Annotated in this window: 18 protein-coding genes and 1 tRNA gene; 2 read left to right on the top strand and 17 right to left on the bottom strand. The window is 68.7% G+C overall.

Going from position 1 to position 21,532, the window contains the following annotated elements; translation table 11 throughout:
* Position 1 precedes the first annotated feature (1 nt).
* The 12 genes from gspN to AC07M8_RS02980 all read right to left on the bottom strand — a co-directional run bounded on the left by gspN (position 2) and on the right by AC07M8_RS02980 (position 11,296).
* On the bottom strand, positions 2-715 hold the full coding sequence (gene gspN, locus AC07M8_RS03035) for a type II secretion system protein N (RefSeq protein WP_495172925.1): 714 nt from the start codon (positions 713-715) through the stop codon (positions 2-4).
* Positions 712-1,182, bottom strand: coding sequence for a type II secretion system protein M (locus AC07M8_RS03030; RefSeq protein ID WP_495172924.1), 471 nt, complete (start codon positions 1,180-1,182; stop codon positions 712-714). Before AC07M8_RS03030 ends, gspN begins: the two co-directional genes overlap by 4 nt.
* The gene (gene gspL, locus AC07M8_RS03025; protein WP_495172923.1) at positions 1,179-2,252 is read right to left on the bottom strand and encodes a type II secretion system protein GspL; all 1,074 of its coding nucleotides are present in this window, start codon (positions 2,250-2,252) and stop codon (positions 1,179-1,181) included. Before gspL ends, AC07M8_RS03030 begins: the two co-directional genes overlap by 4 nt.
* Positions 2,249-3,232 carry a type II secretion system minor pseudopilin GspK gene (gene gspK / locus AC07M8_RS03020; RefSeq protein ID WP_495172922.1) on the bottom strand — a complete coding sequence of 328 codons (984 nt, stop codon included), beginning with the start codon at positions 3,230-3,232 and terminating at the stop codon, positions 2,249-2,251. The genes gspL and gspK overlap by 4 nt, the downstream gene beginning before the upstream one ends.
* A complete protein-coding gene (gene gspJ, locus AC07M8_RS03015; protein ID WP_495172921.1) occupies positions 3,219-3,857 on the bottom strand; it encodes a type II secretion system minor pseudopilin GspJ in 639 nt (212 codons plus the stop codon). The genes gspK and gspJ overlap by 14 nt, the downstream gene beginning before the upstream one ends.
* On the bottom strand, positions 3,854-4,288 hold the full coding sequence (gene gspI / locus AC07M8_RS03010; RefSeq protein WP_495172920.1) for a type II secretion system minor pseudopilin GspI: 435 nt from the start codon (positions 4,286-4,288) through the stop codon (positions 3,854-3,856). The genes gspJ and gspI overlap by 4 nt, the downstream gene beginning before the upstream one ends.
* Positions 4,275-4,850 (bottom strand): GspH/FimT family pseudopilin, encoded by a 576-nt coding sequence (locus AC07M8_RS03005; RefSeq protein ID WP_495172919.1) that lies wholly within the window; start codon positions 4,848-4,850, stop codon positions 4,275-4,277. Before AC07M8_RS03005 ends, gspI begins: the two co-directional genes overlap by 14 nt.
* On the bottom strand, positions 4,825-5,265 hold the full coding sequence (gspG, locus tag AC07M8_RS03000; protein ID WP_267397258.1) for a type II secretion system major pseudopilin GspG: 441 nt from the start codon (positions 5,263-5,265) through the stop codon (positions 4,825-4,827). The genes AC07M8_RS03005 and gspG overlap by 26 nt, the downstream gene beginning before the upstream one ends.
* An 8-nt stretch (positions 5,266-5,273) precedes the next feature.
* Positions 5,274-6,497, bottom strand: coding sequence for a type II secretion system inner membrane protein GspF (gene gspF / locus AC07M8_RS02995; protein ID WP_495172918.1), 1,224 nt, complete (start codon positions 6,495-6,497; stop codon positions 5,274-5,276).
* A gap of 70 nt (positions 6,498-6,567) precedes the next feature.
* Positions 6,568-8,208, bottom strand: a complete 1,641-nt coding sequence (gspE, locus tag AC07M8_RS02990; RefSeq protein ID WP_495172917.1) for a type II secretion system ATPase GspE — start codon at positions 8,206-8,208, stop codon at positions 6,568-6,570.
* Positions 8,205-10,457 carry a type II secretion system secretin GspD gene (gene gspD, locus AC07M8_RS02985; RefSeq protein ID WP_495172916.1) on the bottom strand — a complete coding sequence of 751 codons (2,253 nt, stop codon included), beginning with the start codon at positions 10,455-10,457 and terminating at the stop codon, positions 8,205-8,207. Before gspD ends, gspE begins: the two co-directional genes overlap by 4 nt.
* A 5-nt stretch (positions 10,458-10,462) precedes the next feature.
* A complete protein-coding gene (locus AC07M8_RS02980) occupies positions 10,463-11,296 on the bottom strand; it encodes a type II secretion system protein N (protein WP_495172915.1) in 834 nt (277 codons plus the stop codon).
* Between the two features lie 117 nt (positions 11,297-11,413).
* Here AC07M8_RS02980 and AC07M8_RS02975 point away from each other — a divergent pair, with 117 nt between their 5' ends.
* The gene (locus AC07M8_RS02975; RefSeq protein WP_495172914.1) at positions 11,414-12,085 is read left to right on the top strand and encodes a prolyl hydroxylase family protein; all 672 of its coding nucleotides are present in this window, start codon (positions 11,414-11,416) and stop codon (positions 12,083-12,085) included.
* Positions 12,086-12,153: 68 nt separating this feature from the next.
* On the opposite strand, the gene AC07M8_RS02970 is transcribed toward AC07M8_RS02975, so the two are convergent.
* Together AC07M8_RS02970 and AC07M8_RS02965 are read right to left on the bottom strand one after the other, a co-directional pair.
* Positions 12,154-14,982, bottom strand: a complete 2,829-nt coding sequence (locus AC07M8_RS02970; RefSeq protein WP_495172913.1) for a TonB-dependent receptor domain-containing protein — start codon at positions 14,980-14,982, stop codon at positions 12,154-12,156.
* A 92-nt stretch (positions 14,983-15,074) separates the two neighbouring features.
* Entirely contained in the window at positions 15,075-16,694 is a 1,620-nt protein-coding gene (locus AC07M8_RS02965) for a beta-helix domain-containing protein (RefSeq protein WP_495172912.1), read from the bottom strand.
* A gap of 221 nt (positions 16,695-16,915) precedes the next feature.
* On the opposite strand from AC07M8_RS02965, the gene AC07M8_RS02960 reads away from it, so the two are divergent.
* On the top strand, positions 16,916-18,448 hold the full coding sequence (locus AC07M8_RS02960) for a cation:proton antiporter (protein ID WP_495172911.1): 1,533 nt from the start codon (positions 16,916-16,918) through the stop codon (positions 18,446-18,448).
* A gap of 92 nt (positions 18,449-18,540) precedes the next feature.
* Here AC07M8_RS02960 and AC07M8_RS02955 read toward each other — a convergent pair.
* The 3 genes from AC07M8_RS02955 to lon form a co-directional block, all read right to left on the bottom strand.
* Positions 18,541-18,615 (bottom strand) — tRNA-Val (locus AC07M8_RS02955).
* A 66-nt stretch (positions 18,616-18,681) separates the two neighbouring features.
* Complete coding sequence (locus AC07M8_RS02950; protein ID WP_267396917.1) at positions 18,682-18,954, bottom strand: HU family DNA-binding protein; 273 nt, start codon at positions 18,952-18,954, stop codon at positions 18,682-18,684.
* Positions 18,955-19,091: 137 nt separating this feature from the next.
* Positions 19,092-21,488, bottom strand: coding sequence for an endopeptidase La (gene lon, locus AC07M8_RS02945; protein ID WP_495172910.1), 2,397 nt, complete (start codon positions 21,486-21,488; stop codon positions 19,092-19,094).
* Positions 21,489-21,532 lie beyond the last annotated feature (44 nt).

The following is a 21,532-nucleotide window of genomic DNA, read 5'->3' as shown; positions in this document are numbered from 1 at the left end:
ATCAGAAGCTTCCTTCGATCGAAAGGCGATATCCCTGTGCGGTGGCGATGAAGCCGGACGCGGTGAGCCGCTGTGCGGCGGCCGGATCCGCCGGGACGATCTGCAGCACCGCGGTATAGCGGCCCTCGCCGGTGATTCGCAGTTGCACGCTTTCGGTGCCGGCCTGGCTCGCCAGCGGCAGCAGCAGCGCGCCGCCATCGCACCGCGCGGTGCCGGACACCGATGGCGGCAGCCCGATCCCCCCCGCCTCCCCGACCAAGGTCGCGCGAACCCGGCCCTCGGCCTTGTCGCACGTGGCATCGGTGAAGTGGACGGTGACGTCCTCCAGCGACAGCGCGGTCACCGGGAGCGGCGCGAACACCCGCCCAGTCGGCAAGGTCGCGGTGAGATCGTCGACGCCCTGGCTGTGGCGGCTGAGCGTGATCGCGCCGTGCAGATCGCCGCTCCTGCCGCGCAGCGACACCCGCGCGCGGCCGATCAGCAGCGCCAGCGGCGACACGCCGGCCTCGAGCGAGCCGAGCGCCAGATCGCCGAACTGCGCCTCGCTCAACCGGCCGGCCCAGACACTCCCCGAGACGGATCGGGCGGCAAATCCCTCGTCGGCGAGCCCAGCCCAGCCGAGCGCCAGCCGCATCGGCAGGAACAGGATCAATGCGATGACCATCATCAGCCCGAACAGCACCGCCGGCGTGATGGTGAGGCGGATCCGCCTCATGCCGCCCGCGCCCGCAGCACGAGATCGGCGGCCACGGTGGTGTCGCCATTGTCCCGCCACGTCGCCGATTCGATCAACACGCCGCTTCGCTCCAATTGCGCCAGCCATCGGCCGAGCGCCGCCGCGCGCGCCGACTGGATGACGAGGTGGACCCGCCCTGACCCCGGCTCGTCGAGCGAGGTGACCGAAAAGCCGGCGGCATCGGCGCGCAGGCGCACCGCGTCGGCCAGCGATCCGGTGAGCGGCACCAGCCGGCCGGCGCCCTTGATCGCGGCGAGCTCGGACTGGGTGGCGGCGAGCCGCACCACGGCATCGGCGTGGCGTTCGCGCGCGCTCGACAGCCCATCGCGCACCGGGCGGATGATCCCGCCCCACAGGATCGTAAGCGCCAGCAGCCCCAGCATGACCAGGATCATCCGCCGCTCGCGCAGCGATCGCCCCTCGAACCACGGGCGGATCCCGCTCATGGCCGCTTCACCGTCATCTCGCCGGTGACGCGGCCGCCAGCGGACTGGAAGGTGCCGGCGGTGACGACGAAGCCTGCCGCTTCGAGCTGGCGCTTGAGATCGGTCGGCAGCGATTCGCGGGAGGCGGCGACGGACAGGCGAAGGTCTCCATTACTCTGGAAGTCGAGGCCGGTGAGTTCGACCCCCGGGACCGCCCGGACCGCGGCGTAGACGGCGGCGGTGGTGGTGGTGAAGCCGAGCCCCGGTCCGCGCACGCCGGCGACGCGCTCGCTCAACTGGCGATCGACATCGGTGACGGTCTCGCCGCGCGCGAGGCCCGTCCGTCCCAGCGCGTCGGCGCGCGCCTCGAGCGCGTCGGCACCGAAACTGTATTTGGCGATGCGGACAAGATCGATCGCCAGCGTCGCCAGCAGGATGCCGGCGGCAAGCAGCGCAAGACGACGAATCAGGGCCCAATCGAGCGCTACCTTGCGCCGCCGGGCGAATGCGCCCTGGCGTAGATCGAGCGGCGGACGCGCCGCCGCCGCGAGCAGCGATCGCGCCAGCACGAGGTCGTCGAGCAGTTCGGGCGCGGTACCGCCGGTGACGAACGGCGTGATCACCTCGTCACCGGCAAAGCCGGTGGAGCGGCCGCGCACCAGTTGCGCACCGGCGAGATGAGCCTGGACGTAGCCATCATCGGGTCGGGGCAGCAGCATCGGCGCCGGGATCATCGCGGCAGGATCGATGCCCGCGGCGCCGAGCGTCGCCAGCCAGTCGCGCATCGCCGCGGCATCGACGACTCCAATCGGGCGATCCACACTCGCCTCGTCGCCCACCGTGACGTGCAGCTCGGCGAGCGGCGCGGCGCTGGCCTCGGCGGCGAGGATGCGCGCCGCCGCGGTCGCCTGCGCCGGCGAGCGTGACGGCAGCTCCGCCCAGTGCAGCGTCACTGCCTCAGCGGGCACGATCGCGACCGTGGCATCGTCGCCGGCAGGAATGCCATCGCCTTCCCCCGTCACGCCCGATGCGTCGAGCGAGATCCAGCGATAGTCGCGTGAGGCGGAGGGGAGGAACAGCAAGGTGGTCATGTGTCGTCTCCCCATTGCCGCGCCACGAGCCGCGCGGGAAGACGGCTTGCGTCGATCAATGCCCTTTCCTGCAATTGCGTGCTCCCCAAGGTGACATCGACGCGCAGCGCGAACCATTGCGACGTCACCGCCGCCTGGCTGGAATCCTGGCCGGTCGAGCTGCTCGCCGATGCCAGGTTGAAGAAGGTGGTGGTGTCGGCGAAGCCCTGCGGCGGGCGGCGGAGGATCATGCTCCGCGCCGCGCCGACCGACAGGTTGTCCGGGAACAGCATCGCGATCAGCGGCGCCTGCTCCGGCGTCAGCGTGTTGATGTTGAGCGCCGCGAGCTTCGCATCGGGCAAGGTGCAGATCCACGGCTTCAGCGTCGCGTAGACCGCCGGCGTCACGCCCTGCACGGCACGCAGCTCGCTGGGATCGGCCATCAACGTGCCGCCGGTGCGGTATGGTGTTTCGCGCGCCAGATAGACGCTATCCTCGGCGCCGCCGGCCTGCTGGTCCTGATCGGTGTCAATCCAGTCGGCGGTGCTCGCGGCGATGCCGTCGGCGATCTGCGCGGGCACGTTAAGTAGGCGCATCAGCCGCGCGAACTCAAGCCGGGCCGGGTTCGATCCGGTGCTGGAATAAACGCCGGGGCCGCTGCGGGTGACCAGTCCGTTGAGGTTGAAGCAATTGCCGCCGTCGGTCACCCGCGCCAGCGCGACGCCGCCAGGCAGCGGCAGGCCAAACGGCTTGCCGCTCCAGTCCCCCGCCAGCGTGACGCGTGAGGGGCTGCGGCTGAGCAGGTCGGTAATCCGGCTGGTCGCCAGCGTCTCCGCGGCCTGCGCATAGGCGCGTGCCTGCTCGCCGGCAGCGGCATTCGCCGCCAGCCGCGTGGTCAGCCGCAGCCGTTCGAGCGCGGCGCCGGCCATCACCGCGATCACCGCGACCAGCATTAGCACGGTGAGCAACGCGGCTCCGCGCTCGCGGTCAGGCCGGTGCATTGGTGCCTCCGACCGGGTTTGACGCCGGGGTATAGCCGGTGCCGACCAGCAGCATGATCCGCAGGCCGCTGCCGGTGTCGCGCTGGATGGTGAACTCCACCGCCTGCGGCAGGGCCGCGCCCTGGCTGCCGTCCCAGCGATCGCTCCACGCTCCCTGGAAGCGGTAGCGGGTGCCGACCTGGCGGACATGATCGAGCAGCGCCACCGGCGGCAGCGGCGCCGCGCCATCCAGCATCGGATAGGCCAGACGCTGCAGCACGCCGCCGACCAGCTGATAGGCAACCTTCTGCGCGCTCGCCCTCGGCGCCGCATCGATATTGCTCCAGCCGGTGCGGACGAAGCGCAGCTGGCCATCGGCGCTGCCGACGAAGGCGGGGAACGTCGTTCCCGACTCGTCGCGCGCCGGGCGGTCCACCGCCTGGCCGAGATCGCCCGACAGTAGCGACGCGGTGCGGTTGAGCGCGGCGATGTCGTCGAAGCGACTGTTGGTCACGCCCTGGGTGCGGATACTGAACGACAGGATCGCCACGCCCGCCGCGGCGATCATGCCGAAGATCAACAGCGCGACCATGACCTCGACGAGCGTGAAGCCGCGGGTTCGCTGGTCGATGTCGGCGCGCGTCATGATTTGCTGCCCGGCGTCGGCGTCGGGCTCGGGCTTGGGCCGGGCGCCGCTTGCGGGGCCGGCGGCGGCCTGATCATCGTCGTATGGCCGAGCGTGGTGCCGGTACGATCCTGCACCGCGACGTCGATGCGCATGATCTGGGCATTGCCGGTCGGGCGTACCTCGCGAGTCCACCGCCACGAACGGCCGGCATTGACCTCGACCCCGCTCTCGCGGCCGACTCCTGGAGGTACGCCGTCGGTGACTGCATCGACCGCGACGTTGTGCGCGACCAGATTGGCTACCATCGTGTCGTCGAGGATCGAGGCGCCGCGCACCGTCGCGCCCTCGAGCCGGATCAGCGCGAGCACCGCCAGGCTGAATACCGCCAGCGCGACCATGATCTCGATGAGGGTGAAGCCGGCGACCCGGGCGCGCTCAGCTGGCGACACGGACGGTGCCATCGGCGGCCATGTCGATCACCGCGCGCGCGCCGCCACGGCTCAGCGTCACCTGCGCCGGTCGATCGGCGAGACCGGTGGGATCGTAGATCACGCGCAGCCGCGCCTCGCCGATCGCGGCACGGGTGCCGTCGCTCCAGCGCGTCACGCGCAGCGGCTTGTCGCCGATCGGCACCCAATTGCCCGCGAGCCGCCGGTCAAAGCCATATCCGCCGGCGGTGACCCACAGGCTCACCGGCCGCGCCTCGACGATCGCGGCGTCATGTGCCGCACGGGTGCGCACCGCAAAGCGCGCCGCCTCGTCCACCACCCGCCCGCGCGGATCGGGCATCGCCCACAGCGCCACCGCCGAGGCGAGACCGATGATCGTGACCACGACCATCAGCTCGACCAGCGTGAAGCCGTGTTCGGCGGCACGCCTCACGGGCGTGAAGCCGTGTTCGGCGGCACGTTTCACGGGCGTGAAGCCGTGTTCGGCGGCACGTTTCACGGGCGTGACGCCGCGATCGGCGCCGACCGGCGAGTGGTTATTGCCAGCTGCCGATATCGGCATCGATCCCCTCGCCGCCTTCCTTGCCGTCGGCACCGAAGGTCCAGACGTCGGCCTCGCCATGCTGGCCGGGCGACGCATAGAGATAGGGGCGGCCCCAGGGATCGTTAGGCAGCTTCTTGAGATAGCCGCCGCGCTGGTAGCGCGAGGCATCGATCCCGGCGGGGGCGCTGACCAGCGCGGCCAGGCCCTGGGTGGTGTTGGGATAGACCGACATCTGCAGCCGGTAGAGCTCGAGCCCGCCCTCGATCTGCGCGATATCGGCCTTGGCCTTTTCCACCCGCGCCTTATCGCCCGAGGGCAGCACGTTGAGCGCGACGATCGTCGCGAGCAGGCCGATGATGACGATCACCACCATCAACTCGACGAGCGTAAAGCCCTCCTCGTTCCGGCGGCGCTTGTTGGGTTCGGTACGCATAAGGGTCCTCATTGACCGGCCAGCGTGTTGAGCTGGAGGATCGGCAGCAGGATGGATAGCACGATGGTGGCAACGATGCCCCCCATCACGACGATGATCGCCGGCTCGAGCAGCGACAGCGCGGTCGCGGTGAAGCGGTCGAACTCGCGCTCGAGATAGTCGGCGGCACGCTCGAGCATCTCGTCGAGCCGGCCCGCCGCCTCGCCGGAGGCGGCGAGATAGGTGAGCAACGGCGGGAACACCCCGGCGCGGCGCATCGCCGCCGACAGGCTGCCGCCGCCGCGGATGGCGTCGACGATCTCGTCCGAGGCGAGGCGGAGGCGGCGGTTGTGTATGGTGCTGGCCGTCAGCGTCATGCCCTCGAGCAGTGGCAGGCGGCTCGCCACCATGGTGCCGAGCGTGCGCGCCATGCCCGCGGCATGGAGGTCGCGGAGCAGCCGGCCGAGCAGCGGCAGGCGCAGCAGCCAGCTATCCACCGCAAGCCGGAAGGCGGGATCCTTGAGCGCGTACCAGCCGCCTAAACTCACTAACATCACGCATAGGAGCATCACCCACCAATAGCCGACCAGCACGTCCGAGAAGCCGATCACGACCCGGGTGAGGAACGGCAATTGCTGGCCAACCGTATCGAATTGCTCGACAACTTGGGGGACGACGAACATCATCAGGGCGGTGACGACGCCCAAAGCGACCACCGCGAGGATGGTCGGATAGGCAAGCGCGGTGATCAGCTTGCCGCGGATCTCGGCCTGGCGCTCGAGCAGCGCGGCGAGGCGATCGAGGATGGTGGGCAAGGTGCCCGAGCTTTCGCCGGCGGCGACCATCGCGCGGTAGAGCGGCGGAAAGCTCTTCGGCTCGCGCGCCATTGAATCGGCAAGGCGTCGGCCTTCGACGACGCCGGTGTGGACCTGGGCGACGATCGCGCGGACGCTGTCCTGCTCGGTCTGACGGGTGATGGTGCGCAGCGACTCCTCGAGCGGCGAGACGCGGTTGAGAGTGGCGAGCTGGCGGGTGAACAGGGTGAGCTGCTTGGTGCCCATCTTGGCGCGGCCGAGCTGAAGGCCGAACAGCGGGCGGCTGCGCGCCGGCGGCGGCGAGCCGGGCTCGATGCGGACGACATAGAGCTTGCGGCGATCGAGCGCGGTGCGCGCGGCGTCGAGGCTCGCGGCCGCGACATGGCCGCGCTGCTCCTGGCCGCGGGTGTCGATCGCGAGATAGTCGAAATCAGCCATGGTTCAGCCTCTCCCCGACCGGGGAGGGGAAAAGACGATGACAAGCCCATCGCTGGCGCCGGACCGTCGATCACGCATCCACGTCGTCCACCACCGGGTCGGTCGCGTCGCGCCGAGACACGCGGATCGCCTCCTCGGGCGTGGTCAGCCCTGCCCTCACCAGCTCGCGCGCGGCCTGGCCGAGGGTGGGGCTGCGTGCGAAGGCGTGGCGGGTGATCGCCTGTTCGTCGCCGCCGTCGTTGATCAGGCGACGGATCGTCTCGTCGACGCGCACCGCCTCGTAGACGCCGGTTCGGCCCTTGAAGCCGGTGTGGCTGCAGGCCTCGCAACCGGCGGTCTCATAGACGATGGCGCCGGGCTCGATGCCGAGCAGCGCGGCGATACCGGCGTTGGCGGGCACCGGATGGCGGCACACCTGACAGAGGCGGCGGACCAGCCGCTGCGCGATCACCGCGCGCAGCGTCGAGGCGAGCAGGAACGGCTCGACCTTCATGTCACGCATCCGGGTAATCGCGCCGACCGCGTCGTTGGTGTGGACGGTGGAGAGCACCAGATGGCCGGTGAGCGAAGCCTGGACCGCGATCTCCGCGGTCTCGCGATCGCGGATTTCGCCGACCATCACCACGTCGGGGTCCTGGCGGAGGATGGCGCGAAGGCCCGCGGCAAAAGTGAGCCCGACCTTGGCGTTGACCTGGGTCTGGCCGACGCCATCGACGGCATATTCGACCGGGTCCTCGACGGTGAGGATGTTGCGGCTGCCATCGTTAAGCAGGCGCAGCGCGCCGTAGAGCGTGGTGGTCTTGCCCGAGCCGGTCGGCCCGGTGACGAGGATGATGCCGTTGGGCTCGGCGAGCGCGCCGCGCAACAGCGCGTACATGGCATCGTTCATGCCGAGCGCCTCGAGATCGATGCCGGCATTGTCCTTGTCGAGGATACGCAGCACCACGCGCTCGCCGGCGCGGCTCGGCAAGGTCGAGACGCGGACGTCGAGCAGCTTGCCGCCGAGGGTGAGCCCCATGCGGCCATCCTGCGGCACCCGCCGCTCGGCGATGTCGAGCCGGGCCATGACCTTGATGCGGCTGACCACAACGGGGGCGACATGCGGCGGCATGCGCAGCGTCTCGCGGAGCACGCCATCGATGCGCATCCGCACGACAAGGCCGCTTTCGTAAGGCTCGATGTGGATGTCCGACACGCCGTTGCGCGCGGCATCGGCAATGACGCCGTTGATCAGCCGGATCGCGGGGGCATCGTCAGCGGTGTCGAGCAGATCCTCGGCGGTCGGCAGGTCGCCGGCGAGGAGATCGAGCTCGTCGCCCATGCCGACCGCGGCGAGCGCGGTCGCCTGGCCGTCCATCGCGTAATTGTCGGAGAGCAGGCGGTCGAACGCCGGCGCCTCGACCACGGCGACCGCGAACGGCTTGGCGAGATAGCGGCGAACCTCGAGCAGCGCCTTGGGATCGGCGCCGGACCGGAGCGCGACGGTGAGCTGGCTGTCGGCGTCGGTATGCTGGATGACGACGCCGAACTTGCGGGCGAAGGCATAGGGAAGCGTCAGCTGGGGGACGACTGCTGGCGCGTCTCGCGCCTGCGCTTCAGGAGAGGTGGGCCGTGTTTCAGCGAGCGTGGCCTCCGCCGCACTGCCCCACCCCACCCCCTCCCCTGAAGGGGAGGAGCTTTGATCGATTTCGTGGCCCTGGCGGATGATCATCGCCGCTTGCCGGTGTGGATCACGGTGGTCGTGGTCCGCTGGACCGGCACGCCGATGCGCGGATCCTCGATGTTGCCGGGGATCGGTGCCGAGGGGATCGGCGGCGCCGCGCCGAGATAGTCGCGGACCAGCTCGTCGATCGACGGCTCTTCGTTGGGACCGCCCTGCAGGCCCTGCTGGAGGCGGAGATAGCCATAGCGCTGCTCGGTAATGCGGCGGCTGTCCTCGGCCGAACGCAGGATGGTCGGGCGGATGAAGATCATCAGGTTGGTCTTCGCGCGGGTCTTCGCCTTGGAGGTGAAGAGGTTGCCGAGCACGGGGATGTCGCCGAGCAACGGGATCTTCTCGATGGTGCGGCGTTCGTTGTCATCCAAGAGGCCGCTGATCACCGCGATCTGGCCGTCGTCCACCGTCCGCGTCGTCTCCACCTCGCGCTTGTTGAGGATCAGATCGCTGTTGTCGCTCGACACCGGGCCGGCGATCGAGCTGACCTCGAGGCGCAGGTTGAGCTTCACGGTGCCGCTGGAATTGACCTGCGGGCGCACCGTCAGCTCGATGCCGACATTCTCGCGCTGGGTGGTGCGGAACGCATTGTCGAAGTTGGTCGACAGCGCCTGGCCGGTGGTGATCGGGATTTCCTGGCCGACCAGGCTGTGCGCTTCCTGATTGTCGAGCGTGACGAGGTGCGGGACCTGGAGCAGGTTGGACTGGGTGTCGCTCTTCACCGCGTTGATGATCGCGCCGAAGAAGGTGCTGCCGATCTTGCCGCCGAAGCCGCCAAAGCCGCCGCTGGCGCCGAGGATCGAGGTGATCGCCGATTGCGCGAGCGTGTCGGCGGCATCGCTGGTGGTCTTGGTGGTGGTGGTGCTGCCGTCGGTGTTCTGGGTCGTGGTGCTCGAGGTGGCGAGCTGGGTGGCGCCGATCGCGCCGGCGATCTGGAGGATGTTGGGCGCGGAATTGGCGAAGGTGGAGGCGCCGAACGCACCGCCGCTGGGATCGCCGATCAGGAACTGGGCGCCCAGCGTCTTGGCGGTGGTGTCCGACACCTCGGCGACGATCGCCTCAACCAGCACCTGCTCGCGCCGGGTGTCGAGCTGGCGCACCACCTCGGTGAGCTGGCGCTGGATATCGGCGGGCGCGGCGATGACGATGGCATTGGCGCCGGCGAAGCGGGTGACGACCGCGGCGGTCCGCCCGCCCTGCGTGGTCAGCGCCGGCTGGCCCGAGCCGCCGCCCGACGACGAGGAGGCGGAGGGCTGGACGACCTGCTGCGACTGTTGGCCGAATGATTGGCCGCCGCCGCCGCTGGTGCCGGTGCCCGAGCCGCTCTGGCCGTTGCTGCCGAAGGTGGAGCGCGACAGCTGGGTCTGCTGCGGCTGGTCCGGCGTCTGCCCGACGAGCTGCTGGAGCACCGGCAGCAATTGCTCGGCATCGGCATTCTCGAGGTAGATGACCTTGATCTCGGTGCCGTTCTTGGCCTTCTGATCGAGATCGAGCGCGACCTGGGCGAGCCGGGCGACGCTGGTCGCATCACCGCGGATCACCACCGAGTTGGAGCTTTCGACCGCGACCACCGAGGCGCCGGGGCCGCCGCTCGGGCCGCCGGCGGTGCCGCCCGTCCCCGCGCCACCGGCCGCGCCCTGCAGCGCGGTGGCGATCTCGCGCGCATTGGCGTTCTTGAGCGCGATCACCCGGGTGGCGGCATTGTCGAGATCGACGCGGCGCAGCACCTCGCGAATACGGCGGATGTTGTCGGCGAAATCGACGACGACCAGGCTGTTGCCCGCGCGATTGGCGCTGACCGCGCCCTGCGCACTGACCAGCGGGCGCACCGTCTCCACCGCCGAGGTGGCGTCGATCGAGCGCAGGCGGACGATTTCGGTGACGTAGCTGTTGCGGTTGGCACCGGCGCTGCCGATCCGGCTCGGCTGCGAGGCAGCATTGTCGATCGGCTGGACGCGGAAGGCGCCATTGCCGGTGGGCACCGCGACCAGGCCGTTGGCGCGCAAGGTGGAGAGGAACACCTCGAAATATTCAGAGCGCGACAGTGGCCGATCGGTAACCACCGTCACCTTGCCCTGCACCCGGCTGTCGATGATGAACACCCGGCCGGTCACCTTGGCGGCATCGGCGATGAAGGCGCGGATATCCGCATCACGGACGTTGAGCGTGGTCTGCGCGGCCGCGGGGGCCGCCAGCAGCGCGGGCATGGCGAGCGCGAGGCCGGTGGTCAGGAAAAGGTTCTTCATCGAGCTCATGGGTTCGGTGCGATCGTGATGGCGAGCGGCAGCGTCTGGGTGCCGCGCTCGACGGTGATGGGGATGTTGCCGCCCTTGGCAAAGTCAGTGGTGATGCGGTCGAGATCCCCCGGGCCGGTGACCGGGCGGCCGCCGATCGCGGTGACGACGTCGCCGTCGCGCAGCCCCGCGGCGCGGAACGCGGCGCCGCTGCCCTGCGGGCGGACGACGAGCCCGGAGATGCGGCCGCCGTCGATCCGCGGGATGAAGCCGAACTCGCTGCGCAGCTGGCCGATGGCGATGCCGGCGCTCGGTGGAGACGGCGGCGCCGGCGGGGTGCCGCCGGACTGGATGGCTTCCGGCGAGGGTGGTGGCGCATCCGACTGGACCAGGAACAGGTCTTCCGACGCGCCGCCGCGATCGATGGTGACATGATCGAAGGCGACCGCCTTGAGATGGACGCCGGGCTGGATCTCCTCGCCCACCGCGATGCTCTTCTGGACATTATCGGGCCCGGCGAGGATCGCCGAGCCGCGGCCCGAGGCCTCGTCGACGCGGGTGCCGAACAGGGTGAGCTGGAGCGAGGTGACGGTGGCGGGGCCCTGCTGGCGGGCGCCGAGGCGGAAGAAGGGATCGAAGCTCGCGATCACGTCACCCGGCGAACCGGGCACGCTGATCTCGGCCGGACGCCAGTCTCCCAGCGGCGTCACCGGGGTCACCAGCGTCCACACCAATCGCGCCGCCTGGGTCGCCAACCCTGCGATCAGGATCAGCTCCGCCAGCGAATAGACGTTCACGACGGGCAGGCGCCGCAACCAGCGGCGCGCGCGCGCGTCGAGTTTCAACTGCATATGGTTACCCGTTCCCGCATGCTCACGCCTACGCATGCCATGTTACGCTGTTGCGTCAAAGGGCTGTCATGGCGCGGGAGCATGGCTAGTCGACGATAATCGAGGTTAGAAGATGCCATGACCGATCTTTCCCCTCCCCTGTCCGCCACACTCGGCAGCGGCCTCGACGGCGTGCCGATCGCAGCGCGGCTGATCGCCCAGCCCGGCATCCAGAAGGTGCCGAGCGCCAAGCTCGATCTGTTCGTGGCGCGCGGCTTCCTCTCGCCCGAGCAATGCGCGGGGGTGATCGAGCGAATCGACGCGGTGCGCCGGCCCTCGACGATCGCCGATTCGAACGGCGATGCGAGCTATCGCACCAGCGAGACCGGCGATCTCGACCCCGCGGATCCGCTGGTGATCGCGGTGGAGGCGCGGATCGCCGCGGTCACCGGGCTCGACGGTGCGCATGGCGAGCCGCTGCAGGGCCAGCGCTATGCGGTAGGGCAGGAGTTCAAGGGCCATACCGATTATTTCGAGCCGACCGGGCGCGACTATCAGCGCTATTGCGGGGTAGCGGGCAACCGCACCTGGACGGTGATGGTCTATCTCAACGCGCCCGAGGCGGGCGGCGCGACCCGGTTCAAGGCAGTCGACAAGATCATTCAGCCCGAGACCGGCAAGTTGGTCGCGTGGAACAACCGCCGCGCCGACGGTTCGCCCAACCCGGCGACGCTGCACCAGGGGATGAAGGTGCGCAGCGGGGTGAAATATGTGATCACCAAATGGTTTCGGGAGAAGCCGTGGGGGTGATGCGGGGCTGGCTACCTCGCCCCATTCGTCATCCCAGCTTGCGCTGGGATGACGATGTCGCTCTCTGATCAGAACGTCACGCTCGCCCCCAGCGTGAACACCCGACCGAGCTTGTAGCGGTTGATGTACACCTCGTTGCCGCCGGCGAACGTCTGGCTTTCGCGATAATTGGTGCGGGTGAGGTTGCGCGCCTCGGCCTTCAGTTCGAACTTGCCGCCGAACATGTTGACGCCCTGGCGCGCGACGAGGTCGAGGCGGATGCCGGGATGCTCGACGATGTCGGGCTGGAAGCCGTCCTGACCGATCAGCGCCGGACCGCGATTGGTGACGCGGTCGCTGGCGTAGTTGAACAGCAGGGTGATCTGCGACAGCGAGGCGGTGTCCTCGAGCCCGACCTGGACGTTGACCAGATGATCCGACTGGCCGGTGAGCGGCGCGCCGTCGCGGAACTGGTCGACGGCGGGGCGGAACCCTTCGCCGCAGCCGCCCAGGCCCTGGTTGGCGGTGGTGACGCTGGGCACGCAGCTGCCGTCGGCGGTGATCGACGACTGGGTATAAGTGTAATTGGCGATCAGCACCGCGCGGCGGGTGGCGAAGAAGTCGCCGCCGATCACGTCGCCGAGGCGGAAGTATTTCTGCAGCTCGACCTCGCCGCCGTACAGCGACGCGCGCGGCAGATAGGTGAAGCCGGTCTGCAGGCGATCGTCCGAGCCGGTGTAGAAGCCGACCTGCTCGATCGGGTTGTCGATCCGCTTGTAGAAGCCCGCCAGCGTGAAGCGCTCGTCACGCTTGAAGAACCATTCGTAGCGCGCTTCGAGGTTGTAGAGCTTGGAATCGCGCAACAAGGGGTTGCCGAAGAACAGCCGGTCCGAATCGGGATCGCGGAACTGCTGGGGCGCGAGCTCGCGGAACTGCGGGCGCGAGATCGTCTTCGACGCGCTGGCGCGAAGCTGCATGTTCGAGGCGAAATTCCACGTCAACGTCGCCGCGGGCAGGAAATAATCGTTGTTGAGGCGGGTGGAGGTGAAGTCCCCAATCGGCGTCACGTCTTCCTTGGCGGTTTCGTAGCGCACGCCGATCACCGCGCGCAGGCCGTCAAGCGCCTCGGCCTCGGCCTGGACATAGCCGGCATGGACGGTGAGCCCGGCATCATAGGCATAGGCGCCCTGCGGGGTGTTGAACTGCAGCTGGATCGTGCACGGGTTGAGCTGCCCCGGGCAGGCGTTGCCCAGCACGTCCGGGCTGAGCAGATAATCGGGGCGCAACAGGCTGTAGGGATAGGCTGGCGCGGTGCCGGCGCCGTTCGAGGTCTGGTAGTTGAACTGGAGCCGCGACGAGCTGCGCTGGGTGTCCTGGTAGAAATAGCCCGCCGACAGCGTCATCGGCCGCTCGGCCTCGATCTTGTAGGTGGCGTCGGCCTGGCCGGTCCACAGATCCTCGCTCAACTCCGAGAAGATGATCGAGGCGAACGGCGAGAAGCGGTTGCTGACCTGATAGGCGCCGTTGCACTGGTAGCCGGTCGCGCCATTGCCGCCGTCATAGGTGGCGGTGCCGCCCGGGGTCGCGGCCGAGCAGAGATAGTCGAACTGGCGCTCATAAGGCGCGTTGCGCTTGGAATTGGCATAGGCGCCGCGCGCGTCGACCTTAAGCGCGTCGGTGACCTTGAACTCGCCAACCAGCTGCGATTCGATCAGCTGGCGCTCGAACCAGCTGGTGTTCTGCTGGAAGCGCAGCCCGCTGGTGTTGACATATTGCACCGCCGCCGCGCCACGCGCCTGCTTGAGCGTGTCGTGGATATAGACGTTGGTCCAGCGGATGGTGTTGGCGCCGAACTCGAGGCCGACGCCGACCAGCGCGTTGGCGACGACGCGGTTGTCGGTGATCAGCGTGGTGAAGTCGTTGCGCAGCGCGCCATCGGCGGTGACGCTGTCCTGCTGGGTGGACGAGCGGGTGCGGAAGGTGTTGCTGAGGCTCAAGGAAGAGATCAACCCGAGCCGCGACGAGCCGAGATCGAACACCGAACCTCCCGACAGCTCCGCCGAGAAGTTCGCCGGCAGCTGGTTGTTGCGCTGGAGCAGGGTGGTGGAGGCGTTGGACAATTGCCCGACCTGCGCGGCATCAATGATGCCGCTGCCCTTGGGCGCGTTGCGGATGAAGGCTGGCACCTTGCGGGTGCCGTCGTCGAAGCCCAGCCAGTCGGCATCGCCGCCGTAGTAGGTGTAGCCGAGCTCGCTGGTGGTGGCATCGTCCGCCGACACCGAGGCGCCCGCCGAGACGAAGCTCTTCTCCGGCACCGCCTTGGTGGTGAGGTTGATGACGCCGCCGCCGAACTCGCCGGGATAGTTCACCGAATAGGTCTTCTGGACCAGCGCCGAGCCGACGATGGTCGTCGGGAAGATGTCGAGCGGCACCGAGCGGCGCAGCGGCTCGGGGCTCGGCAACGGCGAGCCGTTGAGCAGCGACGAGGAATAGCGATCGCCGAGGCCGCGGACGTAGACGAAGCCGCCGCCGACCACCGACAGGCCGGTGACGCGGGTCAGCGCGCCGGCAATGTCGCCCTCGCCCGTCCGCGCGATGTCCGCCGCCGACAGCACCGAGACGATCTGCGCGGTGGCGCGGACCGTGTTGGGGATGTTGCGCCCGACGACGACGATGTCGGCGACATCGTTGCTCATCCCCGGCGCCGAGATCTCGACCTGCTCCTCGCTGGCCTCGCCAGGCACGTCGGCTGCGGCGCCGCCGGTCTGGACCGAAGTCGCCGGGGTGGAGGTCTGCGCCGCGGGCGGGGTCGCCGCGCTCGGCGAGGCGGTGCCACCGGCGGTCTGCGCGAGCACCGCGGGCGCGACGAGGAAGGACGAAAGAAGAAGGAGAGTGCCTAGGGCGTGCCGCTGCTGCATGGCCGAGTTTCCCGGATCAGGAGGCTTTAAACAGATCGCCGGGGCGGCGCTGCCGCCACCCCGGGATCATTCACTGAGGAGCGTGAGGCGCCTCAGCGGCCTTGGCAGGCGAAGTAGACCGAGTTGAACGACGGCGCGCCGAACTCCTGGATCGACGCGTCCGCCGGGCGCACCGTCGAGCGGTCGGCCTGGCTCTTCTCGGACGCGATGAAGTTGACGCAGGTCACGTTGGCCGGCGTGCGGACCACGCCGTTGACGAAGCGCATGTCCGAACCGCCGCGCTGGCGGATCGCCGACGGGGCGAGCGCGGTCTGGATGAAGGTGAAGTTCGCGTAGGTCGCGAAGGTCCGCGGCAGCAGATCCTCGTTGCCATTCGAGTCGATCTCGGTCGAGAAGGAGTCGGCGGTGGCGCCGAGCAGCCGCTGCGAGGCGATCATGAACTGCATGAAGCCGCGATAGCCGCTGTCGATGTCGAAGCCGTCGTCATCGGCGCCGGTGACGGCGATATATTTGATGTTGGTGGCGCCACCGAAGATCTCGATGCCGTCGTCGGCCGAATTGTGGCTCTGGATGTGATCGAGCGTTGTGCCCGAGCCGGTGCCGCCGAGGGTGAGGCCCTGCAGCTCGTTGCCTTCGGAGATGGCGATGCCCGAATAGCGGATCTGCACATAGGACATGGCGCCGCTCGAGTCGGCCGCGGTGGGGCCGCCGTAGAAGCGGCCGGTGACGCCCTCGATCGCCTGCTGGCAGGTGGTGGAGGTGCCGCCGGCGTTGTTCGCGCCGCTGGCGCAGGGCGCGATCGGCGCGCGGCCGAGCAGAATGACCCCGCCCCACTGGCCCTGGCTCGCATCGGATACGCCGTTGGCGGCGAGGTTCTGCTGCGAGGTGAAGATGATCGGCAGCGCGCGGGTGCCGACCGCGTTGATCTTGGAACCGCGGTTGACGAGCAGCAGATCGTTGGTCGCTTCCGACGAATCCGCGGCGACGACGACGCCCGGCTCGATCGTCAGGGTGATGCCGCTATCGGCGCCGGTGGTGCCGACATCGCTGCCGACCTCGGTCTGGCCGCGCAGGCGATAGAAGACGCCGGCGATCTTGGGCAGCGTCAGGCTGGTGGTGATTGCGGCCGGCAGGCGGCAGGCGCGGAAGGTCTGAACCAGGCCGTCGTCGATCGTGCCGGTCGGGCAGGCTGCGGCCGAGCCGCCGGTACCGACCGCCGGCACCGCGGTGCAGGCCCCGCCGCTGCCGCCGAACTGCGCGGTGGTCGAGTTGCAGGTCCAATCCTGGAAGGCGGTGTCGGTCGGGCCGTTGAGCGCGCCGACATAGTTGGTGCTGGTGAAGAAGCTGTTGATCGACGACGGGTCGCTCGCGGTGGTCAGCGACGCTGCGGCCGCCGGGTAGATGCCGTTGAGCGTCGCGCCGACGCCGTTGACGTTGTTGTTGGCACCGGCGTTGACGATCGCGAGCTGCTCTTCGGGCGTGATCGCGATCGCTGCCGGCTGGCCGGCGGTGGCGGCGAACTGCGCGGCGGTTATCGCGGCAGTGGGCGTCGGGGTCGGCGTGGCCGTCGGCGTCGGCGTGGGCGTCGGGGTGACGATCACGACGCTGCCGGCGCCGGGCGAGGCGACATTGTCCGCGCCGCCGCAGCCACCGAGCGCGAGGCAGGCCGACGTCGCCATGAGGAAGTTGCCGTAGCGCTTGATGCTCGCCATGTCGAAATGCTCCCTGAAAGTCTTCTTGCAGCCGGGCGACCGTGCCCGCGATCGACCCAAAGGCTCCCCCTTCCGTCGATCATGATGCTGCGGTTAGGGGGCGCCGATGACGCTACGATGCGATTCGGGTGACGCGGGGATGACAGCGGCGTGACAGTGATGTGACAGCGGCATGCCACGCGTCGCGGCGCCGATGACCTTGCTCGTGCGTTGCGTCGCCGATGCAGGCGTTCGAAATCATTCTGGTGATGCTGGGCGGCGCGGTGTTGCTGCTCGGCCTGGCGCGGCGCACCGGCCTGCCCTTCCCAGTGCTGCTCGCGCTGGCGGGCGTGCTGCTGGCGGTGGCGCCGTTCGACGTGCCGCTGGCGATCGACCCGGCGCTGGTGCTGGCGCTGCTGGTCGCGCCGATCCTGCTTGATACCGCCTACGACACCTCGCCGCGCGACCTGAAGGCGAACTGGCGGCCGGTGCTGGGGCTGGTGGTGATCGCGGTGGGGCTGACCACCGCGACGGTCGCCGGCATCGTCCACTGGCTGGTGCCGGGGATACCCTGGGCCGCCGCGATCGCGCTCGGCGCCATCGTCGCCCCGCCCGATGCCGCGGCGGCGGCGGCGGTGCTCCGCCAGGTCAATCCGCCGCACCGGATCAACGTGATCCTGCAGGGCGAATCGTTGCTCAACGACGCCTCGTCATTGCTGATCTATCGGCTGGCGCTCGGCGCGGTGGCGTCGGGCGGCACGATCAGCGCCGCGGTGGTGGCGCCGGCGTTCCTGCTGTCGGTGGGCGGCAGCCTGGTCGCCGGGCCGGTGCTGGCGTTGCTCTGGCAGCGGCTCTCCCGCCAGTTCGACGACGCGCCGAGCAGCATCATCCTGCAGTTCGTCGGCACCTTCGGCGTGTGGGTGCTCGCCGAGGCGATCGGTCTGTCGGCGATCCTGACGGTGGTCGCCTATGCGATGACCATCGCCCATTATGCGCCCGCGACCACGCCGGCACGGCTGCGGGTTCCCTCCTATGCGGTATGGGAAACAGTGGTGGTGGTGCTCACCGCGCTCGCCTTCGTGCTGATCGGGCTGCAGCTGGGGCCGGTGATCGCGGGCGCCAGCGCCGGTGAACTCGCGCGCTGGAGCGGGATCGCCGCCGCCGTGCTCGCCGCCGTCATCGCGATCCGGCTGTTGTGGGTGATGGGCTACAATCGCTGGCTGTGGTGGCGCGGCCAGCGCGTGGCCGACGGCACCGCGCCCGACTGGCGCGGCGGGCTGATCATCGGCTGGTCCGGCATGCGCGGGATCGTCACCGTCGCCACTGCGCTGGCGCTGCCGGCGGGTTTTCCCGAGCACGACCTGCTGCTGTTCACCGCCTTTGCGGTGACGCTCGGCACGCTGGTGATCCAGGGGCTCAGCCTCAAGCCGCTAGTGCAATGGCTCGGCGCGCGTGACGACGACCCGGTGGCGCGCGAGGTGCGGCTGGCACGGGTGGCGCTGGCCGAGGCGGGGATCGCCTGCCTCGAGGGTGACGAGGGGCGCGCGGCGGTCGAGTTGCGCGCCGAACTGGAGACCGAGCGCGACGCCGCCGACACCGACGAGGGCGACGGCCGCGCGGAGTTGCCGGCGCTCGAGCTGCGCGCACGGGTGCTGGAGACGCGCCGCAAGCGGCTGCTGGCGCTACGCGAGGATGGCACGATCGGCGACGATGCCTTTCACCAGATCGAGGAGGAACTGGATTTCGCCGATCTGGCGGCGGCGCAGCGGGCGTGAGGGATGGGCCGGCATGACGAATGGCGCCAGACGCTAGGCTCCCCGATCAACCAAAAAAGCCCGCCGGTCGCAAGGACCTGGCGGGCTTATAATGGTGGGCGCGACAGGGATTGAACCTGTGACCCCACCCGTGTGAAGGGTGTGCTCTACCGCTGAGCTACGCGCCCGAAACTGATCGGAAGCGGGCCTTTAGAGGGGCCCGCGGGGCCTGTCCAGCCCCGTTTGGCCGACTATTAGTTGACCGAATCCTTGAGGCCCTTGCCGGCCTTGAACTTGGGCTGGCTGGATGCCTTGATCGTCATCGGCTCGCCGGTGCGCGGGTTGCGGCCGGTGGACGCCTTGCGCTTGGACACGGAGAAGGTGCCGAAGCCGACCAGGCGCACTTCGTCACCCTTCTTGAGGCTGGCCGAGATCGCGTCGAACACCGCTTCGACGGCCTTGATCGCGTCGTTCTTGGCAAGGCCGGAGGTATCGGCAACGGTCGCAATCAGCTCTTGCTTGTTCATGGAAAAGAAGCCCCCTTCGAAGAAAAAATGAGTCGTGGCCTGAGCCGAACCTTCAGTAAGGCGCGGGCCCCGGCCTGAGTCAAACGAAACCGCCGCGCCTGATGACAGGCACGGCGGTTCCAAAACGTTAACGCAGATCAGTGGTGACGCTCGCCCCCGACCGCGGCGACCGCCGCCGGCGGCAGTGCCGCCAGCTCATCGGCATCGGTCCAGTCGATCGCCTCGAGCGGCTCGGTGAGCGCCAGGCGCAGCACCTCGTCGACATGGGCGACCGGCACGATGGTCAGGCCGTCTTTGATATTCTGGGGAATATCAGCGAGATCCTTCTCATTGTCCGCCGGGATCAGCACCGTGGTGATGCCGCCGCGGAGCGCCGCGAGCAGCTTCTCCTTGAGCCCGCCGATCGGCAGCACGCGGCCGCGCAAGGTGACCTCGCCGGTCATTGCGACGTCCTTCTTCACCGACACGCCGGTCAGCGTCGAGACGATCGAGGTGACGAGGCCGATGCCTGCCGACGGCCCATCCTTCGGCACCGCGCCTTCGGGAAGGTGGATGTGGATGTCCTTGCGGTGGAACAGCGAGGGCTTGATGCCGTAGCTCGGGCTGCGCGCCTGGACGAAGCTGAAGGCGGCCTGGACCGATTCCTTCATCACGTCGCCAAGCTTGCCGGTGGTCTTGATCCCGCCCTTGCCGGGCACCGTCACGCTCTCGATGGTCAGCAGCTCGCCGCCCACCTCGGTCCAGGCGAGGCCGGTGACCGCGCCGATCTGATGCTCGGTCTCGCCGAGGCCGTGACGGTACTTCTGCACGCCGGCATACTCATGGAGATTGTCGGGCGTGATCGTGACGCTCTGGGTCTTGCCTTCGAGGATCTGGCGCAGCGCCTTGCGCGCCAGCCTGGCGATCTCGCGCTCCAGAGTGCGCACGCCCGCCTCGCGGGTGTACTTCTGGATCAACGCGCGCAGGCCCTCGTCGGTGAGGGTGAACTCGCCGGCTTTCAGGCCATGCGCCTCGATCTGCTTGTCGAGCAGATGGCCCTTGGCGATCTCGACCTTCTCGTCCTCGGTATAGCCCTCGAGCCGGATGATCTCCATCCGGTCCAGCAGTGGCTGCGGCAGGTTGAGCGTGTTGGCGGTGCAGACGAACATCACGTCGGACAGATCGATGTCGATCTCGAGATAATGGTCGTTGAACTTGCCGTTCTGCTCGGGGTCGAGCACCTCGAGCAGCGCCGACGCCGGATCGCCCCGGAAATCCTGGCCGAGCTTGTCGATCTCGTCGAGCAGGAACAGCGGGTTGCCGGTGCCGGCCTTCTTGAGGTTGGTGACGATCTTGCCCGGCAGCGAGCCGATATAGGTACGGCGATGACCGCGGATCTCGGCCTCGTCGCGCACGCCGCCGAGGCTCTGGCGGATGAATTCGCGCCCGGTCGCCTTGGCGATCGACTTGCCGAGGCTGGTCTTGCCGACGCCGGGCGGGCCGACGAGGCACAGGATCGGACCTTTCAGCTTGTTGGTGCGGGCCTGGACGCCGAGATATTCGACAATCCGGTCCTTGACCTTCTCCAGCGCGTAATGATCCTCGTCCAGCACCGCCTGGGCGGCGGCGATGTCCTTCTTGATCTTGCTCTTCTTGCCCCAGGGCAGCCCCAGCAGCACGTCGAGATAGTTGCGCACGACGGTGGCCTCGGCGCTCATCGGCGCCATGGTCTTGAGCTTCTTGAGCTCGCTCGTCGCCTTGGTGCGCGCTTCCTTGGAAAGCTTCAGCGTGGCGATCTTCTGGGTCAGCTCGGCGATCTCGTCGCCGTCGCTCTCGTCGTCGCTGTTGCCGAGCTCGCGCTGGATCGCCTTCAACTGCTCGTTGAGGTAATATTCGCGCTGCGTCTTCTCCATCTGGCGCTTGACGCGGCTCTTGATCTTCTTCTCCACCTGGAGGACGCCGAGCTCGCCTTCCATCAGCGCGAACGCCATCTCCAGCCGCTTGGCGGGATCGGCTTCGACCAGCAGCGCCTGCTTGTCGGCGACCTTGACCTGGACATTGGCCATGATCGCGTCGCTGAGCTTGCCGGCCTCCTCGATCTCGCCGAGCTGGGTCGCGGTCTCGGCGGGGAGCTTGCGGTTGAGCTTGGCGTAATTCTCGAACTGATCGACCACCGAGCGCATCAGCGCCGGCAGCTCGTCGCTCTCGACGGCGAGGTCCTCGACCGGATCGATCGTCGCGGTGAGGAAGTCGCCATCCTCGGCGAGCTCGTTGAGACGGCCGCGCTCCTTGCCCTCGACAAGGACGCGGACGGTGCCGTCGGGAAGCTTGAGCAATTGCAGCACGGTGGCGGTGACGCCGATCTCGTACAGATCCTCGCGCGCGGGATCGTCCTCGGCGGGATCGAGCTGCGCGACCAGGAAAATCTCCTTGTCGGCGGCCATCGCCGCTTCCAACGCCGCGACCGATTTATCGCGGCCGACGAACAGCGGCACGATCATGTGCGGGAAGACGACGATGTCGCGAAGCGGGAGAACGGGGTAGGTCTGGGTCATGGATACTCCGACGGGGCGCCATACGAGCCGCCCCTATGTGTTCC

It is taken from the genome of Sphingomonas sp. GW821-FHT09E03 (genome assembly GCF_059416225.1).
The sequence above is the reverse complement of the archived record's forward strand: the minus strand, read 5'-3'. Positions and strand labels throughout refer to the sequence as shown.

Excerpts from the sequence above, each read along its gene's own strand:
- gspN (WP_495172925.1), bottom strand. The coding sequence starts at position 715 with ATGAGGCGGATCCGCCTCACCATCACGCCGGCGGTGCTGTTCGGGCTG.
- AC07M8_RS03030 (WP_495172924.1), bottom strand. The coding sequence starts at position 1,182 with ATGAGCGGGATCCGCCCGTGGTTCGAGGGGCGATCGCTGCGCGAGCGG.
- gspL (WP_495172923.1), bottom strand. The coding sequence starts at position 2,252 with ATGACCACCTTGCTGTTCCTCCCCTCCGCCTCACGCGACTATCGCTGG.
- gspK (WP_495172922.1), bottom strand. The coding sequence starts at position 3,232 with ATGCACCGGCCTGACCGCGAGCGCGGAGCCGCGTTGCTCACCGTGCTA.
- gspJ (WP_495172921.1), bottom strand. The coding sequence starts at position 3,857 with ATGACGCGCGCCGACATCGACCAGCGAACCCGCGGCTTCACGCTCGTC.
- AC07M8_RS03005 (WP_495172919.1), bottom strand. The coding sequence starts at position 4,850 with ATGCCGATATCGGCAGCTGGCAATAACCACTCGCCGGTCGGCGCCGAT.
- gspG (WP_267397258.1), bottom strand. The coding sequence starts at position 5,265 with ATGCGTACCGAACCCAACAAGCGCCGCCGGAACGAGGAGGGCTTTACG.
- gspF (WP_495172918.1), bottom strand. The coding sequence starts at position 6,497 with ATGGCTGATTTCGACTATCTCGCGATCGACACCCGCGGCCAGGAGCAG.
- gspE (WP_495172917.1), bottom strand. The coding sequence starts at position 8,208 with ATGATCATCCGCCAGGGCCACGAAATCGATCAAAGCTCCTCCCCTTCA.
- gspD (WP_495172916.1), bottom strand. The coding sequence starts at position 10,457 with ATGAAGAACCTTTTCCTGACCACCGGCCTCGCGCTCGCCATGCCCGCG.
- AC07M8_RS02980 (WP_495172915.1), bottom strand. The coding sequence starts at position 11,296 with ATGCAGTTGAAACTCGACGCGCGCGCGCGCCGCTGGTTGCGGCGCCTG.
- AC07M8_RS02975 (WP_495172914.1), top strand. The coding sequence starts at position 11,414 with ATGACCGATCTTTCCCCTCCCCTGTCCGCCACACTCGGCAGCGGCCTC.
- AC07M8_RS02970 (WP_495172913.1), bottom strand. The coding sequence starts at position 14,982 with ATGCAGCAGCGGCACGCCCTAGGCACTCTCCTTCTTCTTTCGTCCTTC.
- AC07M8_RS02965 (WP_495172912.1), bottom strand. The coding sequence starts at position 16,694 with ATGGCGAGCATCAAGCGCTACGGCAACTTCCTCATGGCGACGTCGGCC.
- AC07M8_RS02960 (WP_495172911.1), top strand. The coding sequence starts at position 16,916 with ATGCAGGCGTTCGAAATCATTCTGGTGATGCTGGGCGGCGCGGTGTTG.
- AC07M8_RS02950 (WP_267396917.1), bottom strand. The coding sequence starts at position 18,954 with ATGAACAAGCAAGAGCTGATTGCGACCGTTGCCGATACCTCCGGCCTT.
- lon (WP_495172910.1), bottom strand. The coding sequence starts at position 21,488 with ATGACCCAGACCTACCCCGTTCTCCCGCTTCGCGACATCGTCGTCTTC.